The sequence below is a fragment of the Celeribacter halophilus genome (assembly GCF_900114135.1).
Classification (GTDB): domain Bacteria; phylum Pseudomonadota; class Alphaproteobacteria; order Rhodobacterales; family Rhodobacteraceae; genus Celeribacter; species Celeribacter halophilus.
Genome location: NZ_FORY01000001.1, coordinates 242,094 through 260,851 on the forward strand (window position 1 = coordinate 242,094; position 18,758 = coordinate 260,851).

At 59.6% G+C, this 18,758-nt stretch carries 15 protein-coding genes; 9 read left to right on the plus strand and 6 right to left on the minus strand.

What is annotated here, in order from left to right; genetic code table 11:
* Positions 1-3 precede the first annotated feature (3 nt).
* From glyS to glmM, 6 genes are all read left to right on the plus strand, one after another.
* Positions 4-2,232, plus strand: a complete 2,229-nt coding sequence (gene glyS / locus BM152_RS01150; protein WP_066603379.1) for a glycine--tRNA ligase subunit beta — start codon at positions 4-6, stop codon at positions 2,230-2,232.
* A gap of 119 nt (positions 2,233-2,351) precedes the next feature.
* Complete coding sequence (locus BM152_RS01155) at positions 2,352-4,895, plus strand: putative PEP-binding protein (RefSeq protein ID WP_082715359.1); 2,544 nt, start codon at positions 2,352-2,354, stop codon at positions 4,893-4,895.
* Between the two features lie 208 nt (positions 4,896-5,103).
* Entirely contained in the window at positions 5,104-5,784 is a 681-nt protein-coding gene (locus BM152_RS01160; protein ID WP_066603382.1) for a cell wall hydrolase, read from the plus strand.
* Positions 5,785-5,924: 140 nt separating this feature from the next.
* Positions 5,925-6,845: a dihydroneopterin aldolase gene (locus BM152_RS01165; RefSeq protein WP_066603384.1), complete on the plus strand. Its 921-nt coding sequence runs from the start codon at positions 5,925-5,927 to the stop codon at positions 6,843-6,845.
* Positions 6,846-6,856: 11 nt separating this feature from the next.
* Positions 6,857-7,879, plus strand: coding sequence for a dihydropteroate synthase (folP, locus tag BM152_RS01170; protein WP_066603750.1), 1,023 nt, complete (start codon positions 6,857-6,859; stop codon positions 7,877-7,879).
* On the plus strand, positions 7,869-9,215 hold the full coding sequence (gene glmM / locus BM152_RS01175) for a phosphoglucosamine mutase (RefSeq protein ID WP_066603387.1): 1,347 nt from the start codon (positions 7,869-7,871) through the stop codon (positions 9,213-9,215). The genes folP and glmM overlap by 11 nt, the downstream gene beginning before the upstream one ends.
* Positions 9,216-9,302: 87 nt before the next feature.
* Here glmM and BM152_RS01180 read toward each other — a convergent pair whose 3' ends face one another.
* From BM152_RS01180 to ilvC, 3 genes are all read right to left on the minus strand, one after another.
* Positions 9,303-9,758, minus strand: coding sequence for a hypothetical protein (locus tag BM152_RS01180; RefSeq protein ID WP_066603390.1), 456 nt, complete (start codon positions 9,756-9,758; stop codon positions 9,303-9,305).
* An 81-nt stretch (positions 9,759-9,839) separates the two neighbouring features.
* Entirely contained in the window at positions 9,840-10,259 is a 420-nt protein-coding gene (locus BM152_RS01185) for a hypothetical protein (RefSeq protein ID WP_066603398.1), read from the minus strand.
* Positions 10,260-10,424: 165 nt separating this feature from the next.
* Positions 10,425-11,447 carry a ketol-acid reductoisomerase gene (gene ilvC / locus BM152_RS01190; protein WP_066603401.1) on the minus strand — a complete coding sequence of 341 codons (1,023 nt, stop codon included), beginning with the start codon at positions 11,445-11,447 and terminating at the stop codon, positions 10,425-10,427.
* 169 nt (positions 11,448-11,616) lie between these two features.
* Between ilvC and BM152_RS01195 the strand changes: the two genes are divergently transcribed.
* Together BM152_RS01195 and BM152_RS01200 are read left to right on the plus strand one after the other, a co-directional pair.
* On the plus strand, positions 11,617-12,075 hold the full coding sequence (locus BM152_RS01195) for an Lrp/AsnC family transcriptional regulator (protein ID WP_066603406.1): 459 nt from the start codon (positions 11,617-11,619) through the stop codon (positions 12,073-12,075).
* Positions 12,072-12,527 (plus strand): Lrp/AsnC family transcriptional regulator, encoded by a 456-nt coding sequence (locus BM152_RS01200; protein ID WP_066603408.1) that lies wholly within the window; start codon positions 12,072-12,074, stop codon positions 12,525-12,527. Before BM152_RS01195 ends, BM152_RS01200 begins: the two co-directional genes overlap by 4 nt.
* Positions 12,528-12,574: 47 nt before the next feature.
* Here BM152_RS01200 and BM152_RS01205 read toward each other — a convergent pair whose 3' ends face one another.
* The 3 genes from BM152_RS01205 to pepN form a co-directional block, all read right to left on the minus strand.
* Positions 12,575-13,174: a cytochrome b/b6 domain-containing protein gene (locus BM152_RS01205; RefSeq protein WP_066603411.1), complete on the minus strand. Its 600-nt coding sequence runs from the start codon at positions 13,172-13,174 to the stop codon at positions 12,575-12,577.
* A gap of 20 nt (positions 13,175-13,194) precedes the next feature.
* Positions 13,195-13,653, minus strand: coding sequence for a c-type cytochrome (locus tag BM152_RS01210; protein WP_074913883.1), 459 nt, complete (start codon positions 13,651-13,653; stop codon positions 13,195-13,197).
* A 184-nt stretch (positions 13,654-13,837) separates the two neighbouring features.
* On the minus strand, positions 13,838-16,387 hold the full coding sequence (gene pepN / locus BM152_RS01215) for an aminopeptidase N (protein WP_066603414.1): 2,550 nt from the start codon (positions 16,385-16,387) through the stop codon (positions 13,838-13,840).
* A gap of 155 nt (positions 16,388-16,542) precedes the next feature.
* Here pepN and BM152_RS01220 point away from each other — a divergent pair, with 155 nt between their 5' ends.
* On the plus strand, positions 16,543-18,684 hold the full coding sequence (locus tag BM152_RS01220; RefSeq protein WP_066603416.1) for a malate synthase G: 2,142 nt from the start codon (positions 16,543-16,545) through the stop codon (positions 18,682-18,684).
* The last annotated feature ends 74 nt before the right edge of the window (positions 18,685-18,758 follow it).

The following is an 18,758-nucleotide window of genomic DNA, read 5'->3' on the forward strand; positions in this document are numbered from 1 at the left end:
CCTATGGCTGACTTGCTGATCGAGCTTTTCTCCGAAGAAATCCCCGCGCGGATGCAGAAACGCGCTTCGGAGGATTTGAAATCTCTGGTGACGAACGGTCTGGTCGAGGCCGGTCTGACCTATGCGAGCGCAGGGGCATTTGCCACACCGCGCCGTTTGGCATTGTCGGTCGAAGGGCTTCTGGACGCGTCGCCCACCACGGTGGAAGAACGCAAAGGTCCGCGTGTCGGTGCGCCGGAAAAAGCCCTCGAAGGCTTCTTGCGCGGGGCAGGGGTAAGCAAGGATGACCTCGAGATCCGCGACGAGAAAAAGGGTCAGGTCTATTTCGCCAAGATCACCAAGCCGGGCCGTCCGGCGGCAGAGATCGTGGCAGAGGTTCTGGAACATGCGATCCGCAACTTTCCGTGGCCGAAATCCATGCGTTGGGGCTCAGGCAGCCTGAAATGGGTGCGCCCGCTGCATTCCATCCTCTGCATCCTCTCGAAAGAGGACGGAGCCGAGGTGGTTGATCTGGAGATCGACGGCATCAAGGCCGGCAACACTGCCTTCGGGCACCGCTTTATGGCGCCCAAGACATTCACGGTTTCGGGCTTTGACGACTATGTGACAAAGCTCAAACAGAATTTTGTCATGCTCGATCCGCAGGAACGCGCCGATCACATCTGGCATGACGCCAACAATCAGGCTTTCGCGCAGGGGCTTGAAGTGGTCGAGGACAAGGGGCTTCTGGCCGAAGTGGCGGGGCTGGTGGAATTGCCGGTTGTGCTCATGGGCGATATTGAAGAGGACTTTCTCGGTCTGCCGCCAGAGGTGCTCCAGACCTCGATGAAAGAGCATCAGAAATTCTTCTCCGTGCGCAACCCTGCCACGGGCCGGATCGAGAAGTTCGTCACCGTTGCCAACCGCGAAACCAAGGACAATGGCGCGACCATTCTGGCGGGGAACCAGAAGGTGCTGGCGGCGCGTCTGTCGGATGCGAAATTTTTCTGGGAAAACGACAATCGCACTGTTGCACGCGATGGTATGGAGGCCATGTCTGCCGCTCTTGCCAATGTCACTTTCCATAACAAACTCGGCAGTCAGGCCGCCCGCATCACCCGCATTGCAAGCCTTGCCCGCGAGATTGCCCCCATTGTCGGGGCCGATGCGGAGGAGGCGGCGCTGGCCGCGACCGTTGCCAAGGCGGATCTCAGTTCCGAAATGGTCTACGAATTCCCCGAGTTGCAAGGCATTATGGGCCGCTATTACGCCAAATCGGCAGGGCTGTCCGATGCCGTGGCCGATGCCTGCCGCGATCACTACAGCCCGCTTGGCCCGTCGGATGATGTGCCGACCGAGCCGGTGACGGTCGCCGTTGCACTGGCCGACAAGCTGGACACGCTCACCGGTTTCTGGGCGATTGACGAAAAGCCCACGGGGTCGAAAGACCCCTTTGCCCTGCGTCGTGCGGCGCTTGGCGTGATCCGTCTGCTGCTTACCAATGATGTTCGCCTGCATCTTGATCGTTTCGTCGATGCGCAGCTTCTGGCGCATCAGATCGCGGTTGCCGATGAAAACGACGGTATTATCGATACGCTCAAGGAAATCCTTGGCGAGATTGCCGAACACGGCGTTTTCGGCGCGGCTTTCGATGCGATCTCCGACAAACTTTCGGATGACGAAAAAGCCGCTGTGAACTCTGCTGCGGGCGGTGTGCCGGACACGTCCGAAGACCTGCTGGCCTTCTTCCATGACCGTCTCAAAGTCTTCCTGCGCGATGAGGGCATCCGTCACGATGTGATTGACGCCTGTCTTGTCATGGACGGCAATGACGACATCACGCTTCTGGTCAAACGTGCTCGCGCGCTGCAACAGATGCTTGATACGGAAGATGGCACCAACCTGATTCAGGGTTTCAAACGCGCCAACAACATCCTCACACAGGCCGAGGAGAAAGATGGCGTTGAATACAGCTATGGTCCCGACCTGAAATTTGCCGAGAGTGATGAGGAAAAAGCACTCTTTGCCGCGCTCGACACGGCAGAGGCTGAAATCAAGCCCGCGATGGAGGCGGAAGACTTTACCGCCGCCATGTCCGCTATGGCCGATATGCGCCCCGCAGTGGATGCGTTTTTCGAGGCGGTGCAGGTCAATGCCGACAATGATGTGGTGCGCCGCAATCGTTTGAACCTCTTGGGGCGTATCCGTGACATCTGTCTTTCGGTGGCCGACCTCACGCATATCGAAAGCTGACACCCCTCGGAGACGCGCGGCGGCAACGGTCGTGCGTCATTTCTCGTGGTCATAGCGGATAACGGTTGCGCTCACAGGGGGCGCGGGCGTAGCTTTCCCTCTATCAGGGAGGTGCCGCAGTGCAGCAAGAAAGCGATATTCTAGGGTTCACCCGTATCCGCCGCGTGGCTCCCATTGCGGTGAACACGCATGGCGGGCGTGCAAAGTGCCTGCAACGGCTTATCCGTCTTGATCTGCCGGTGCCGGAAACTGTGGCGCTATCATTTGATGCGGTTCATCACCTCGCCGAAGGACAGAAGTTTGACAAACAAGCGCTTTTGCGTGTGTTCGGTGATGCGCCCTTGTTGTCCGTGCGCCCGTCTTCCGAAGATCCGGATTGGGGTGGGCCGGGGGCCATTCTCAACATCGGTATGAATGATGCACGCCACGCGGAGTTGACCGCCTCGCACGGGGCTGAGGCAGCAGATGCGCTCTATCTCAGATTTGTGCAATCTTTCGCGGTTCATGTGGAGCGTCTTGATCCTGAATTGTTCGAATTTGATGCGTCCACGCCTGTCTCCGAGGCGCTCAAGTCGGCGCTTGAAGCCCATGAGGACGAGACCGGAGAACCTTTCCCACAAGATGCCGCCGAACAGCTCGGCCAAGTTCTGCGCTCTATGGCGCGCGCGTGGGAGGGCACAACAGCGCGTCTGTTGCGGCAGGCGAAAGGTGCGCCAGCGGATGCGGGGCTGGGTCTGATCGTTCAGGCGATGGCCTTGGGCGTCGGGCCGGGAGAAAGCGGCGCGGGGGTGATCCAGCTTGTCGACTCTGACACGGGCGCGCCTTTGATCAAAGGACGGTATAAGCGCCAGTCGCAGGGACGCGAGGCGGTGAGCGGCGAAGTGGATGCGCTCTATCTGACCCGCGACACCCGCGGCCCCTCGCTCGAAGAGGCCCAGCCTGAGATTTTCGCGACTCTGGTCGAAATTTCCAAAAAATGCCGGACCCGCTTGCGCGAAGAAATGCAGGTGGAATTTACCATCGAGAACGGCAAACTCTCTATTCTTGATGCTGTGCGCGTGCCACGCAGCTCGCGTGCGGCGCTCAGAATTGCGGTGCAGCTGGCCGAGGATGGCATCATCCCGCGCACAGAGGCAATCACCCGTGTGCCAGCGCGCTCCCTGACCGAATTGTTGCACCAACAGGTTGACCCCAGTGCCAAGCGTGATGTGATCGCTCAAGGCATTGCGGCCTCTCCGGGCGGCGCCGTGGGGCGGATCGTGTTCAATTCCAGCGTGGCCCAGAGTTATCAGTCGCGTGGGGATCCTTGCATCCTTGTGCGGCGGGAAACCACGCCCGAGGATATTCGCGGGATGCATTCCTCTGTCGGTATTCTGACCGAACGTGGTGGTGTGACCTCTCATGCGGCTGTGATCGCGCGTGGCATGGGGGTGCCCTGTGTGGTCGGGGCCTCCATGCGGATCAATTCGCGGGAACGGACGCTGGAACTTGCAGATGGCCGAAAGCTTCAGGAAGGCGATCTTCTGACCCTTGACGGGTCTGCGGGTGTGGCGCTTTTGGGGGCGGTGGATATGTTGCCGCCGGTGAAAGACCATTGGTATCTGAAGCTGATGGAATGGGCCGATGCGATCCGCGATATCGGTGTGCGGGCCAATGCCGACACGCCGATGGATGCCGCACTGGCCCGCGATTTCAAGGCGGAAGGCATCGGACTTTGTCGCACGGAGCATATGTTCTTCGAGGGTGACCGTCTGACCGTGATGCGGGAGATGATTTTTGCGTCCCGCCACGAAGACCGCGCCGAGGCCATCGCGCGCCTTTTGCCCATGCAGCGGTCCGACTTCATCGAGTTGTTCCGCATTATGGAAGGGCTGCCGGTCTGTATCCGGCTGTTTGATCCGCCTTTGCATGAATTCCTGCCCTCGGATCGCGAAGGGGCCAAGGAATTGGCCGAGGCGCTCGATTTGCCGCTCTCCGATGTGACGCGCCGGATCGAATGGCTCTCAGAGTTCAACCCGATGCTGGGAATGCGCGGGGTGCGGCTGGGGATTACCTTCCCAGAGATTTACGAAATGCAGGCCCGTGCGATTTTCGAGGCGACGATCGAGGCCAACAAACACGGCGCGCCCGTGGTGCCGGAGATCATGATCCCGCTGGTTTCGGCCAAACGCGAGGTGGAGCTGGTCAAAACCCAGATCGACGGGGTGGCCGCCGCTGTGCGCACGGAAAACGGCGCGGAGTTCACCTATCGTCTCGGCGTGATGGTCGAAACGCCGCGTGCGGCTTTGCGCGCCGGAGACATTGCCCAGAATGCGGCGTTCCTGTCCTTTGGCACCAATGATCTGACGCAGATGGCCTATGGCCTGTCACGTGATGATGCGGGACGGTTTATGAACGCCTATGTGCAGCAGGGTGTGTTCCCCGAAGACCCGTTCCACATGCTCGATTTCGAAGGCGTGGGGGAATTGCTGAAAATCGGAGCCGAGCGGGGGCGTCTGGCGCGACCCGATGTGACGGTTGCGGTTTGTGGTGAACATGGCGGTAACCCCGAATCGATTGCCTTTTGTCGGGAGGCGGGATTCGATTATGTGTCCTGTTCGCCCTTCCGCGTGCCCGTGGCGCGGCTGGCTGCGGCGCAGCTTGTGGTCGCAGATGTAAAATAGTCACAAAAACATGACAAAGCGCTGAAAATAAAGGCGGATGATGGCCTGATTTCTGTGGTCGTCCGGCGGAATTGCGCTTCTCGCTTGACCTGCGCATAACTGCTATTCGGCCCCTAGGGTGGACCTTTGAGGGCATATGACCTATGCCCCGCCTTTGAATTCCACCCGTGAGGTCCCGACTGTTGGGACGCAATGGAGGGGCAACCCTATGCAGATCCCAGCAAAGCTCAAAGCGTTCGCGCTTGCAGTGACGCTCGGCGTAACGACGCTTCCGGCCCAGATGTCTGCCGAAGTGACCGTGAGCCATTCGAACGACCCGAGCCCTGTGCTTGGCCTTGAGTTGAACGCCCTGTTGAAACAGGAGCGCAGCGGGCTTGAGAGCGTCGATGCAGACGCGATTGAACGCCTTCTGTCGAGCTTCAAGCCGAAATCCAAAACGCAGACGATTTCCTACACGCAAGACTTTCTGGCCAGCCAGCCCGCAGCCACAGGCGACGAGCAATGGCAATGCCTGTCCGAAGCGCTGTATTTTGAAGCCCGTGGCGAGAGCGTCAAAGGCCAGTTTGCCGTGGCCGAGGTGATCCTCAACCGTGTGTCCTCGTCCGCCTTCCCTAATACGGTCTGCGGCGTGGTGCATCAGGGCACGGGTAAAAAGTATCAATGCCAGTTTACCTATACCTGCGATGGTCACGCCGATGTCGTGCGTGAGCAAGCGGCATGGGATCAGGTGTCCAAGGTCGCCAAGCTGATGCTGGACGGCGCGCCGCGCACCCTGACCCAAGGGGCCACGCATTACCACACGCGGGCCGTGAACCCGCGTTGGGCACGGGCCTTTGCGAAAACTGCTCAGATCGGTGTGCACCTGTTCTACCGGATGCCGCAGGCCTGATCCGGGCGCAGTCACGGAATTGTTTCAGACCCCGTCGTGAAAACGGCGGGGTTTTGCCATTTGCCGAAGCGGGATGCCGGAGGGCCAGATTGGTCTTGGCCCCGTGCGGGCAACGCTGTAGCAAAGGCCAAATCTCAAGAATGAGGCCCACCGTGTCCGAAATCCGACAGGCATTTGAACATCCCGAAACCCGCGCCGCTGCCACTTCGGGGGCGGCTCCCTTGGACCGGATTTCTCTCAGGGACCATGTGGTCGAGGTGGAAATCGGGGCGTTTCAGGCCGAGCGCGGCGTGCGTCAGCGCATTTCTTTCAACATTGTGGTCGAATTGACGCCGGTGTCCGGTCCGATTGACGATGATGTGGATCGTATCCTGTCCTATGATCGCTTGACTGAGGCTATCCATACAGAACTCGCCGCCGAACGACTCAACCTGCTGGAGACCCTTGCGGAACGGATTGCCGAGCGCATTCTGGCCGAACCGCGCGCCTTTCGGGTCTTTGTGCGGATCGAAAAGCTCGACCGTGGCCCCGGTGCCTTGGGCGTCGAGATCGTGCGGAGCGCCGACCAGGTTGGTCATGCAGAGGTCATGGAGGCCCCCGTGCCCCATCCATTGATCGTGCATTTGACGCCGGAGGCGCTGCAAAGCGCCAATCTATCCGCGTGGATTGATGCCATTGCGGCAGATCCGCGCCCCGCGATCCTGACCGTTGGCCTGCCTGAAGGCGACTGGCCGAAAGCCGGTCATAAGGCCGCGCAACGGCGGATCGACCTGTTGGCAATCGAACAAAACGCATGGACGCTTGCTGCCCGTGATCCGCGCTGTGTCGTGCGTGCGACGCGCACAGAACTGGACTGGGCGATGAAACAGGGGCAGATTTCGGTTTGGGCTCCGTCGAAGCTGGTTCTGGATGCGGTGCATGGCCCGAAAGAGGGGATTGCGGAGATGGTCGCATGGCTCGGGCAGGAGGTATCTGCCGCTGCGATCCTGTGTCTTGGCGATTGCGATATCGAAGGGGCAGAAATACGTGACCCGAATGGGGAGATCTCGCTGCTCTCATGACTGCTGCTCTGATGACTGATGCTGTTTACTACCGTCCGATCCCGCAGGTGGATGCGGCCCGCCCGACAGGGGCGTATAGGCAGGCGGGGGGCTGGTGCTGGTTCACCCATGTCGAGTGTCTCTGTCGTCATGCGTCCCCGGAGATCATTCCCGCGCAAAAGGTGCCCGAACAGGTGCTTCAGCGGCTGACCGCGCCGCGGGCGGCTCTGGCGGGGCTGGATTTGCAGCGTCCCAACCTGATGGGCATTCTCAATGTCACGCCGGACAGTTTTTCGGATGGCGGCAAGTTTGCCCGCCCCGAAGCGGCGCTTGAGCAAGTGCGGCATATGTTGGCGCATGGGGTGGATATCATCGACATCGGCGGAGAAAGCACGCGCCCCGGTGCGCACTATGTGCCCGTGTCAGACGAGATTGCCCGCACCGCTCCCGTGATCCGTTCCATCCGCGCCGAAAGCGCCGTGCCGATCTCGATTGATACGCGCAAGGCCCCCGTGGCCGAAGCCGCTCTTGAGGCCGGTGCGTCTCTGGTGAATGATGTCTATGCCTTTACCCATGACCCCGATCTGGCGCAGGTCGTGGTTACGCAGGGCGCGCCGGTGTGTCTCATGCATGCGCAGGGCGATCCGGAGGTGATGCAGGAGAACCCGCAGTATGACAATGTGCTGCTGGATGTCTTCGATTTTCTGGCAGAACGTGTCGCGGCGGCGGAATCTGCGGGCATCCCGCGCGGGCATATTCTTGTTGATCCGGGGATCGGGTTCGGCAAGACACAGGTGCATAACCTCGCGTTGCTCAACCGTCTGTCGTTGTTTCACAGCCTTGGCTGTGCAGTGCTGTTGGGCGCTTCGCGCAAAGGGTTTATCGGACGGATCGGCAAGGCCGCAGAGGCACAGGCCCGCGCGCCGGGCTCAATAGCGGTGACGCTTGCGGGGGTGGCGCAGGGCGTGCAAATTCACCGCGTTCATGATGTGGCAGAGACACGACAGGCACTGGCGCTCTGGCAGGCGGTTACAGGAGGCAATAATGACACGTAAATTCTTTGGCACGGACGGGGTGCGCGGACGCGCCAACAGTCATCCCATGACCGCAGAGATGGCGCTTAAACTCGGCGCGGCGGCGGGGCGCTATTTCCGGCGTGACGGATCATCTGCGCATCGCGTGGTGATCGGCAAGGACACGCGCCTGTCGGGTTATATGTTTGAAACCGCGATGACGGCGGGGTTCACTTCCACGGGGATGAACGTGTTCCTGCTCGGGCCGGTGCCGACGCCCGCTGTGGGGATGTTGACGACCTCCATGCGGGCCGACGTGGGGGTGATGATCTCTGCCTCGCACAATCCGGCAGAGGACAACGGCATCAAGTTCTTCGGTCCTGACGGGTTCAAACTCTCCGATGAAGCGGAAAGCGAGATCGAGCGTTTGATGGAAGAAGGCGTCGAGCCTGCGCAGGCCAAGAACATCGGTCGCGCAAAACGCATCGACGATGGGCGTTTCCGCTATAACGAGCGGGTGAAATCGACCTTGCCGCGGGGCATGACGCTTGCGGGGCTGAAAGTGGTGATCGACTGCGCCAATGGCGCGGCCTATCGCACAGCGCCCGAAGTCTTGTGGGAGTTGGGGGCTGAGGTGATCCCTGTGGGCACCGCGCCCAACGGCTACAACATCAATGACCAGTGTGGCTCTACCTATGTGCAGACGGCGGCCGAGGCTGTGGTCGCGCATGGGGCGGATGTGGGCATTTGTCTCGACGGTGATGCTGACCGTGTGATGATCCTCGACGAGACCGGACAGGTTGCCGACGGAGATCAGCTCATGGGGTTGATGGCGAAATCCTGGGCCGATCAGGGCAAGCTCGCAGGCGGGGCTCTGGTTGCCACGGTGATGTCGAACCTCGGGCTGGAGCGGTTTCTTGAAGCCGAAGGACTGACACTGGAGCGCACCTCCGTGGGGGACCGCTATGTGGTGGAACGGATGCGGGCAGGGGGCTTTAACCTTGGCGGCGAACAATCCGGCCATATCGTGATGAGCGATTATGCCACGACGGGCGACGGGCTTTTGGCGGGGCTGCAATTCCTCGCGGCGATGGTCGAGACGGGCAAGAAAGCTTCTGAACTGACGCAGGTTTTCGAGCCTGTGCCGCAGCTTTTGCAGAACGTGCGCTACGGCACGGGGCAAAAGCCGCTGGATGAGGCGCATGTCAAAGCGGCGATCACGGATGCGGAGGCGCGGCTGGCGGGCAACGGGCGGTTGTTGATCCGCAAGTCCGGCACGGAGCCTTTGATCCGCGTGATGGCCGAGAGCGTCGATGAAGCTATCCTGAACGCGGCTGTCGCGGATGTTGTGGCGGCGGTCAAAGCGGCGACGCAGTAAGCCGACACTGCACCGTTCAGGTGGTCGGACAAGACAAGCAAAAGCGGCTTTCGAGGCCGCCTTTGCTGTTATCTGCGGGCGAAAGGTTTAGCGTCCGATCGGAATGATGAAGCCTGTTGAGATCACGCCGTAAACCCCGTCGTCGTAGCCTGTGGCGGCGTTGAGGAAGAGATATTTGTAGCTCAACTGAATGGACGGGGCCACGCCGGTGTAGCCATCTCCGAAAGAGTGGAGGTAGGCGCCGACAATCCCGACCTGCGCATACTCGCCGATCTTCCACATTTTCGCAGCGGAGAGGTGCACCGATGTGTCGGATTGACTGTCGCGATAGGCTCCGACGGTGTAGTTCAGATCATAGGCGCGTTCTGCCCATGTGAGCATCAGCCCCGGATTGGTTTCGTTGAAATCGTCATCATCGTCTTCGCCCCAGTCCCCGTAATGGTGCGAGGCCAGCGGGATCATTGCGTAATCCGGCACAAACCCGTCGGCAAAGGCGGGAGAGGCGGTCAGGAGAAGGGCGGTGAGTGCGGGTTTGATCTTCATGGCGCTTCCGTGGTTAAATTCTCCCTCACACCTGCGGGGAAAATCGTGCAGGATTATGGCCACGCCAAGGCAATTCGGAGATCAAACCCCGCCGGTAAATGGCGACATGGTCAGGCACATTGTCGCGTTCATCAGGGTCCATGCCACGCCAAAGATCTTCCAGAACATCTGCTTCCAGCGTGAGGCGGTTTTCAACTTGCCTTTGGGTTGGGCCTTGGCAACGGCACGGGCCACAAACAGCAGGTAGACGCCGAAGGCCGCGAAAAGATACGGGAACAACCCGTAGAGGGGCGGAATGGCCAGAAGCAGCACATAGACCGGAATGAAAAACAGAGCGGCCAGATAATTCCCCGCCCAGAACGTGTCCCCCATGCCCTCATGACCCGCCAGAAGGCTTTTCCAGAAACCGAGAGTGAACATGCGGGCGCGTTCGGCGCGGATATCGTCCATATCGGAGGGGGTGAGGTCTTCGGGGGTGTAGTCGTCCTGCGGATCGGTCATGGGAGGCTCCTTTGCCTGCATATAGCGCAGCATTTTCCCAGCCCCGCAAGGGCTTTGCACGTAAGTCACAGGGACATATAGCCGCCCCTCGCTTTGATGCGGCATGGCATTTTGCCACGAAAAAGGGGACCCGAAGGCCCCCTTTTCCGAGATTGAAAGGTGCGCTTAGTTGCGCTCTTTGTCCACCATTTTACCGGCGGTGATCCACGGCATCATGCCGCGCAGCTTGTTGCCGGTTTCCTCGATGAGGTGTTCGTCATTGGCGCGACGGGACGCTTTGAGGAAGGGCTGGCCAACCTGATTTTCGAGCATGAAGTCACGCACGAATTTACCCGCTTGAATGTCGGAGAGAACCTCTTTCATCGCTTTCTTGGTCTGCTCGTAGGGCAGGATGCGCGGGCCGGTGACGTATTGGCCGTATTCTGCGGTGTTGGAGATGGAGTAATCCATGTTCGCAATGCCGCCTTCGTAGATCAGGTCCACGATGAGCTTCACTTCGTGCAGGCACTCGAAATAGGCCATTTCCGGCGCGTAACCGGCTTCGACCAGCGTTTCGAAACCGCAACGGATCAGCTCGACAAGACCGCCGCAGAGCACAGCCTGCTCGCCGAAGAGGTCGGTTTCACATTCTTCGCGGAAGGTGGTCTCGATGATGCCGGAGCGACCGCCGCCGATGGCGGAGCAGTAGGACAGGCCGATCTCAAGCGCTTTGCCGGTGGCGTCGGTGTCCACAGCCACGAGGCAGGGCACGCCGCCGCCTTTGGTGTATTCGCCGCGCACCGTGTGACCCGGACCTTTCGGGGCCATCATGATCACGTCAACGCCTTCTTTCGGCTCGATGAGACCGAAATGCACGTTCAAACCGTGGGCAAAGGCAATTGCGGAGCCTTCTTTGAGGTTGTCGTGGACGTATTTCTTGTAGGTTTCCGCCTGAAGCTCGTCGGGCATAGTGAACATGATCAGGTCACACCATGCGGCGGCTTCTGCAATGCCCATGACCTGAAGGCCTTCGGCTTCGGCTTTCTTGGCGGAGGGGGAGCCTTCGCGCAGGGCGACGACGAGGTTCTTCGCACCGGAGTCGCGCAGGTTGAGCGCGTGGGCGTGACCTTGCGAGCCGTAGCCGAGGATGGCGACTTTTTTGTCTTTGATGATGTTCACATCGCAATCGCGATCGTAATAAACGCGCATGATGGGCGCTCCCTTTTTTGCTTTCGTCAGTCACAGTGTGCCGGTGTTTATGGCGCTGTGTCTGCGGTCTTTATCGCGCATCAGAAAGGGTTTGTGGCATCAAAATTTGACCTGTATTGCGATTTATGAGAAGAATTCATTCTTAATATTATGGGTTTAGTAAAAAATCATGCAAGTTGACGATACCGACCGCAGAATCCTGCGCCAGATACAGGCCGAGCCGGACGCACAGGCCTCCGAACTGGCGGAACGTGCCGGTGTGACGCCTGCGACATTTGCCCGTCGCCTGGAGCGGATGCGCGATGCGGGCATTGTCAAAGCCATTCGGGAACAGGTGGACTGGCGGGCCTTGGGTTATGCGGTGGAGGTCAGCTTGCGCATCACGTTGGACAAGACCGAACCGCGCGCCTTTGATGAATTCATTCAAGCGGCTCGGGAGGTGCCGGAAGTGATTTCCATCGGCACGTTTCTGGGGCGTGTCGATGCGCGGCTTTTGGTGATCGCTCGGGATATGCCGGAGTATCAGCGGATTTACCGTGAGAAAATCCTGACCCTGCCGCATATGACCGATATCGAGGCATTGATGCAGGTGGCGACGATTAAAGACAGCCAGTCGGTGCCGCTATGATTGATCTTGATGACATCGACCGCCAGTTGATCCGCGCACTTTGCGAGGATGCAACGCAATCGGCGGGGGCGTTGGGGCGGGCTTTCGGTTTGAGCCAGCCCGCGACATGGCGGCGGATCAAGAGGCTGCGTGAGGCAGGCGTGTTCGGTGCGCGACGTGTCGATCTTGACCTTGAGGCTCTGGGCTTTGGCGTGACCGTCTTTCTGGGGGTCAAGCTGGCCACCAAGGGGCGGGTGAGCCTCGACGATTTCGAACGCGCCGTGCGCGCTATTCCCGAGGTGCAGACGGTGCAGCATGTGTTAGGGCTGTTCGACTACCGCCTGCGGGTGGTGGCACAGGATTTGCCGGATTTTGAACGGGTGTTGAGGCGCCGGATCATGACACTGCCCGGTGTGGGCAATGTCGAGGCCAATGTGGTTCTGTCCGAAGAAACCCTCCCCGGTCCCCTGTGAGGGTGGGGTGCAGAGTAAAGAAAAAGGCACCCGTTGGTGCCTTGATCCTATGAGTGATGCGGGATTTTTTCCGGCGGCAACTCCGCATATCCCGTGATCATTGGTGCGACGAGGTTTTCGCCCTTGCGCCGTTTATACCAAAGGATTGCGGCGATATGGGCGATCACCATCGCCAGCAGTAAGAACGACAGCGGCTCATGCAGCGACAGTGCCTTGCGGGAAATGTCACTGGACACATATTGCGCCAGAGGGCCGACGTTGACGTAATCTTCAGGGTCGGACAACAGGCCACTTGTCACCTGCATGGCCAGAACGATCAGCACCCCGACAACAAAGAGCGCGCCCACAGGGTTATGCCCGTAAGATCGCGACGGTTGTTTCGAGGGCAGCGTCCGGGCATAGGCGATCACCTTGCCCGGACCTTTGACGAAACTGGAGAACCGTGCCGTGTAAAAGCCGAAGAACCCCCAGAGCACCCGAAGCACCACAATTGCGGCTACTGTATAGCCTGCGTAGAAATGCAAGGTCATGATATCAGGGCCGAATTTCCCAAGCCCGAAGGCCGTGAAAAACGCGATCACCAAGGCCCAGTGCAGAACCCGTACAACCGGATCCCAGACATAGGTTTTCTCAAGCTGTTCCGACATCGGTCTGCCTCGCTTTCAGATCAGAAATCTTTGGCGCGGAAGTCGTCGTGGCAGGCTTTGCAGGTGCCGCCAACCTTGCCCATGGCCGGTTGCAGTGCCTCAAGACCGTTGCCCGCCACTTCGTTCAGCTCTGCGACGGCCTGATAAAAGGCCATGCCTTTTTCTTGCAGACCTTCCATGTCGTCCCAAATGTCTGATTTTGCACGGGTTTCTCCCGGAATGTCTTCGTTGGAAGACCCCGGTGCGAAATAGTCGGCGGTGTGTAGGCTGGCCAGTGTCATGAGATCGCCTGCGGACTGGCTGGCGAGATCTGCGTCGTAGTCGACCTTGCCCTGTGCCATGCCGCCCAGTGTGGACATTTCGAAGTTCACGAGCGTGTAGAAAGCGCGGCGCGCTTTGGCGACGTCGGAGGCGGATTGGGCAAAAGCGCCGGTGGCGGCGGTGGCCGCGATGACGGTGGAGAGAAGAAGTTTACGCATTGGATAGGGTTTCCCTGTCTGTTCACAAATAAAGTTACGTCGCGCGATGCCCGTAATATGGCATAAGATTTCAGAAATTGAATGTGACATTCTTACATAACGGGATTTGCCAAGTTACGGAAAATCTTCAACTTTTTGTGACGCTGCCCCTGTTTGCGCAAACAGGGGCAGCGGTCGGAGCAGGTCAGGCAGAGAGAATCCGCGTGACCATCTCGGTTGTGTCGCGCGAAAGGTCCGGCGTGGCCAGAATCCGTTCCAGTTCGGTGCGGATCATGCCCTGACGGTCGGCGTCATAACGCTTCCATGTCTCGAAAGCACCGCTCATTCGTGCGGTGGTCTGAGGGTTTATTTTATCAAGCTGAATCAGGTGGGTGGCTAGAAGTTGATAGGCTTTCCCGTCCGCCGCATGGAAGCCCGCGTGGTTGCCTGCCAACGCGCCGAAGACCGCACGGAAGCGATTCGGGTTCTTGATGGTGAAATCCGGATGCTGCGTCAGGGCCAGTGCTGTGCTTGCGGCCTTGTCCGGCGCGGCAAAAGACACCTGCATCATGAACCATTTGTCCATCACGAGACGGTCGTTTTCCCATTGTTTTTCAAAGGCTTTGATTTCGTCTTGACCAAGTCCTGCGGCGAGAAGCGCCTGTAGGCTGGCACCTTGATCGCTCATGTTGTCGGCGCGGGCAAAGAGCGCACGGGCGGCTTTGCCACCGTCAAGAAGCGTCTCCAGCGCCAGCAAGGCATGCCGCAGCGCCCGCTTGCCGGAGCCATCGGCGTCGGGCACGAAAACCGGCGTTTCAAGCTGTCGGCCAAGTGTCGGAAAAACGTCGGACAAATGTATGGCAAGTGTGTGGCGCAGGGATTTGCGCGCCGCATGGATTTTGGCCGGATCAGGGGTCTGACCGGCGTCGAAAATCGTCTGGGCCAGATCGTCTTCGGAGGGTAGCCCCAAGACCAAAGCGCGGAAGGCCGGATCAAGGTTCTCGTCGGTCAACACCGTCTTGATCGCGTCAAGCGCGGTCTCGGCAGGCGCGGCATCGTCGGCGATCATCGCCACCAGCATGTCCTTGGTCAGCATCCGCCCCATTTCCCATTTCTGGAACGGGTCGGTGTCATGGGCCAGAAGGAAGGCGCGGGTGTCGTCATCCATCGCACGATCCAGAATCACCGGCGCGGAGAAGTCGCGCAGCACAGAGGCCACGGGACGCGCACCCAGACCATCAAAGGTGAAACTCTGCTCGGCTTCGGTCATCTCCAACACTGTGGTCGGCACCACCTCGTCCCCGTTCGGGCCGATCAGGCCCACGGCAATCGGAATCACCTGCGGTTTCTTCTCGCTCTGGCCGGGTGTCGGCGGGGTCGATTGCGCGAATGTCAGGGTGAGCGTGCCGTCGTTCCACTCTTCGGACATTTTCAGGCGCGGTGTGCCCGCCTGAGAATACCATTGTTTGAATTGTGCAAGATCGCGGCCTGTGACATCCTCGAAGGCCTTGAGCCAGTCCTCGATGGTGACGGCCTGTCCGTCGTGGCGCTCGAAGTAGAGATCACAGCCCTTGCGATAGGCCTCATCGCCCACAAGGCGGCGCAGCATCCCGATGATTTCCGCGCCTTTTTCGTAGACGGTGGCAGTGTAGAAATTGTTGATCTCGACAAAGCTCTCGGGGCGCACCGGATGGGCGAGCGGGCCGTTGTCCTCGCGGAACTGGCGGGCGCGCAGTTGCAGAACTTCTTCAATCCGTTTCACAGCATGGCTGCGCATGTCGCCGGAGAACATCTGGTCGCGGTAGACGGTCAGGCCCTCTTTCAGGCAAAGCTGGAACCAGTCGCGGCAGGTGATGCGGTTGCCGGTCCAGTTGTGGAAATACTCATGCGCGATGATGCCTTCGATCCGTTCGAAATTGGCATCTGTCGAGGTCTCTTTCGAGGCCAGAACACAAGACGAGTTGAAGACGTTCAGCCCCTTGTTCTCCATCGCGCCCATGTTGAAGTCGTCCACAGCCACAATGTTGAATATGTCCAAGTCATATTCGCGCCCGTAGGTCTTTTCATCCCATGCCATCGCATCTTTGAGCGCCTGCATCCCGAAGGCGCATTTGCCCTCGTCGCCGGGACGGACCCAGATGTTCAACTCGACATCGCGGCCCGATTGTGTGGTGAAGCGGTCGGGGTGGTTGACCAGATTGCCCGCCACGAGGGCAAAGAGATAGGAGGGTTTCGGCCACGGGTCATGCCATTCGACAAAGCCTTCGCCGGCAGTCAGCGGGTTGCCGTTGGAGAGCATGACGGGCTGGTCGCCTTCTATACGCACAGTGAAGGTGGCCATGACATCGGGGCGGTCGGGGTAATAGGTGATCTTGCGGAAACCTTCGGCCTCGCATTGGGTGCAATACATGCCCGACGACATATAGAGCCCTTCAAGTGCGGTGTTCGTTTCCGGCGAGATTTCCACCTCGGCCTCCCACACAAACGGCACCTCGGGCACATCCGCTTCCAGACCACCCTCAACCGGACGCGGGGTGATGGTCTCGCCGTTGATCCTGGCGGAGATCAGTGACAGCTCTTCGCCATGTAGAAAGAAGCGTTTGTCCGTGGCTTCGGGGTTGGGCGCAAAGGCGATTTTCGAGATCACCCGCGTGGCGGTGGGGTGAAGTCGGAAGGTGAGGTGAACGCTTTCGATCTTGTATCCGAAAGGGGTGTAATCTTTCAGATAGATGGTCTCGGGGGCCGCGTCTTTCATGGGAAAACTCTCTTATATATGAGACTCGTTTTGGCGGGGAGGGTATGCCTCGTGCGCGGGGGCTGCAACGGGGCACGCATGAAAACTTGTTTCCGATAGGAAGCTCTATTAATGACGTTTTGGTTTCCAAAACATTTCTGAAAGGTGATTCCCAAATGACGCGCGTGGACCGATCCGGCCTGAAGGTGGCTGAGCTTTTTGCCAATTTCATCGAGGCGGAAGCCCTGCCGGGGACGGGCGTGACGGCGGCGGCGTTCTGGGACGGGCTTGCGGGGATGGTGCGTGATTTCGGGCCGAAGAACCGTGCGCTGCTGGAAAAGCGCGAGGCTTTGCAGTCCAAAATCGATGTGTGGCATCTTGAGCGCAAGGGGCAGGATCATGACGCGGCGGCCTATCGGGCCTTTCTCGAAGAGATCGGTTATCTCGTGCCCGAAGGCCCCGACTTCAAGATCGAGACCACCAAGGTGGATGAGGAATTTGCCACCAAGCCGGGACCGCAGCTTGTGGTGCCGATCACCAATGCACGCTATGCGCTCAATGCGGCGAATGCGCGGTGGGGCTCTTTGTATGATGCGCTTTACGGCACGGATGCGCTGGGCGACCTGCCCTCCGGCAAGGGCTATGACGCCGAGCGCGGCGGGCGTGTGATCGCATGGGCCAAGGCGCATCTGGACCGTGTGGCTCCGCTGGCAGGCGGCTCTTGGGCCGATGTGAGCAAGCTGGATGTTGTGAACGGGATGCTCTTGGTCGAGGGGTCAATGGGGCAGACAGGTCTGGCCGATCCGGCGCAGTTTGCGGGGTCGAGCGCGGGCCATGTCCTGTTGCAGAAGAACGGGCTCTATATCGACATTGTTATTGATCCGTCGACGCCGGTGGGTCAGCAGGACAAGGCGGGGATTTCCGATATTCTGGTCGAGGCGGCGGTGTCCGCAATCATGGATTGCGAGGATTCGGTGGCGGCTGTGGATGCCGAGGAAAAGGTCGGCGCCTATCGCAACTGGCTGGGGCTGATGCGGGGCGATCTGACCGAGGAGGTCAGCAAGGGGGGCAAGACCTTTACCCGTGCGCTGCATCCCGACCGTGTGTTCACCGATGCCGATGGGGCGGAGATCACGCTTCAGGGCCGTGCGATGATGCTGGTGCGCAATGTCGGGCATTTGATGACCAACCCGACGGTGCTTGACGGCGAGGGGCGCGAGATCGGTGAGGGGATCATGGATGCGCTGGTCACGGTGATGATCGCGCTGCATGACCTGCAAAAGACGACAGGGCCGCGCAACTCCCGCGAAGGCTCGGTCTATATCGTCAAGCCGAAGATGCACGGGCCGGAAGAGGTCGCCTTTGCCGATGAGATGTTCAGCCGTGTCGAGAAGATTCTGGGCCTTGCGCCGAACACGGTGAAGCTCGGGATCATGGACGAGGAGCGCCGCACTTCGGTGAACCTCAAGGAATGCATCCGTGCCGCGAAACATCGTGTGGCCTTTATCAACACCGGTTTCCTTGATCGCACCGGCGACGAGATTCACACCTCGATGGAAGCGGGGCCGATGATCCGCAAGGGCGAGATGAAGGACCAGCCGTGGATCAAGTCCTATGAGGATCGCAATGTCGATATCGGGCTGGCCTGTGGTCTCAAGGGGCGCGCGCAGATCGGCAAGGGCATGTGGGCCATGCCGGACTTGATGAATGCGATGCTGGAGACCAAGATCGGCCATCCGAAAGCGGGCGCGACCTGCGCTTGGGTGCCCAGCCCCACAGCGGCGACATTGCACGCGACGCATTATCACACGGTGGATGTCTTTGCGGTGCAGGACGCGATTGCCAAGGGCGGACCGCGCGGCACGCTTGAGGATTTGCTCACCATTCCCGTCGCCAAGGGCGTGAACTGGTCGGAGGCGGAAATCCGCGACGAGGTGGAAAACAATGCCCAAGGGATTCTGGGCTACGTGGTGCGCTGGGTCGATCAGGGGGTGGGTTGCTCCAAAGTGCCCGACATTCACGATGTGGGCCTGATGGAAGACCGCGCCACCTGCCGGATTTCGTCGCAAGGGCTGGCCAACTGGCTGCACCACGGCGTTGTCTCCGAGGCGCAAGTCATGGAAGCCATGAAGAAAATGGCCGAAGTGGTGGACCGTCAGAACGCTGGTGATCCTCTCTATACGCCGATGGCCCCGTCCTATGACGGCATCGCGTTCAAGGCCGCCTGCGATCTGGTGTTCAAAGGTCGTGTGCAGCCTTCGGGTTATACCGAACCGGTTTTGCATGCCCGTCGACTTGAACTAAAGGCGCGAAACTAAGCACCACCTGCGATTTGCGCAGAAATTCACAGCTAAGACATGAAATCGCGCGCAGATGCAGAGGCTCTGCGCGC

Bases quoted from the DNA above. Each gene is read 5' to 3' on its own strand.
- glmM (WP_066603387.1), top strand. From the start codon at position 7,869: ATGACACGTAAATTCTTTGGCACGGACGGGGTGCGCGGACGCGCCAAC.
- glyS (WP_066603379.1), top strand. From the start codon at position 4: ATGGCTGACTTGCTGATCGAGCTTTTCTCCGAAGAAATCCCCGCGCGG.
- BM152_RS01160 (WP_066603382.1), top strand. From the start codon at position 5,104: ATGCAGATCCCAGCAAAGCTCAAAGCGTTCGCGCTTGCAGTGACGCTC.
- BM152_RS01195 (WP_066603406.1), top strand. From the start codon at position 11,617: ATGCAAGTTGACGATACCGACCGCAGAATCCTGCGCCAGATACAGGCC.
- BM152_RS01185 (WP_066603398.1), bottom strand. From the start codon at position 10,259: ATGACCGATCCGCAGGACGACTACACCCCCGAAGACCTCACCCCCTCC.
- BM152_RS01210 (WP_074913883.1), bottom strand. From the start codon at position 13,653: ATGCGTAAACTTCTTCTCTCCACCGTCATCGCGGCCACCGCCGCCACC.
- BM152_RS01220 (WP_066603416.1), top strand. From the start codon at position 16,543: ATGACGCGCGTGGACCGATCCGGCCTGAAGGTGGCTGAGCTTTTTGCC.
- BM152_RS01165 (WP_066603384.1), top strand. From the start codon at position 5,925: ATGAGGCCCACCGTGTCCGAAATCCGACAGGCATTTGAACATCCCGAA.
- ilvC (WP_066603401.1), bottom strand. From the start codon at position 11,447: ATGCGCGTTTATTACGATCGCGATTGCGATGTGAACATCATCAAAGAC.
- BM152_RS01205 (WP_066603411.1), bottom strand. From the start codon at position 13,174: ATGTCGGAACAGCTTGAGAAAACCTATGTCTGGGATCCGGTTGTACGG.
- pepN (WP_066603414.1), bottom strand. From the start codon at position 16,387: ATGAAAGACGCGGCCCCCGAGACCATCTATCTGAAAGATTACACCCCT.
- BM152_RS01180 (WP_066603390.1), bottom strand. From the start codon at position 9,758: ATGAAGATCAAACCCGCACTCACCGCCCTTCTCCTGACCGCCTCTCCC.
- BM152_RS01200 (WP_066603408.1), top strand. From the start codon at position 12,072: ATGATTGATCTTGATGACATCGACCGCCAGTTGATCCGCGCACTTTGC.
- folP (WP_066603750.1), top strand. From the start codon at position 6,857: ATGACTGATGCTGTTTACTACCGTCCGATCCCGCAGGTGGATGCGGCC.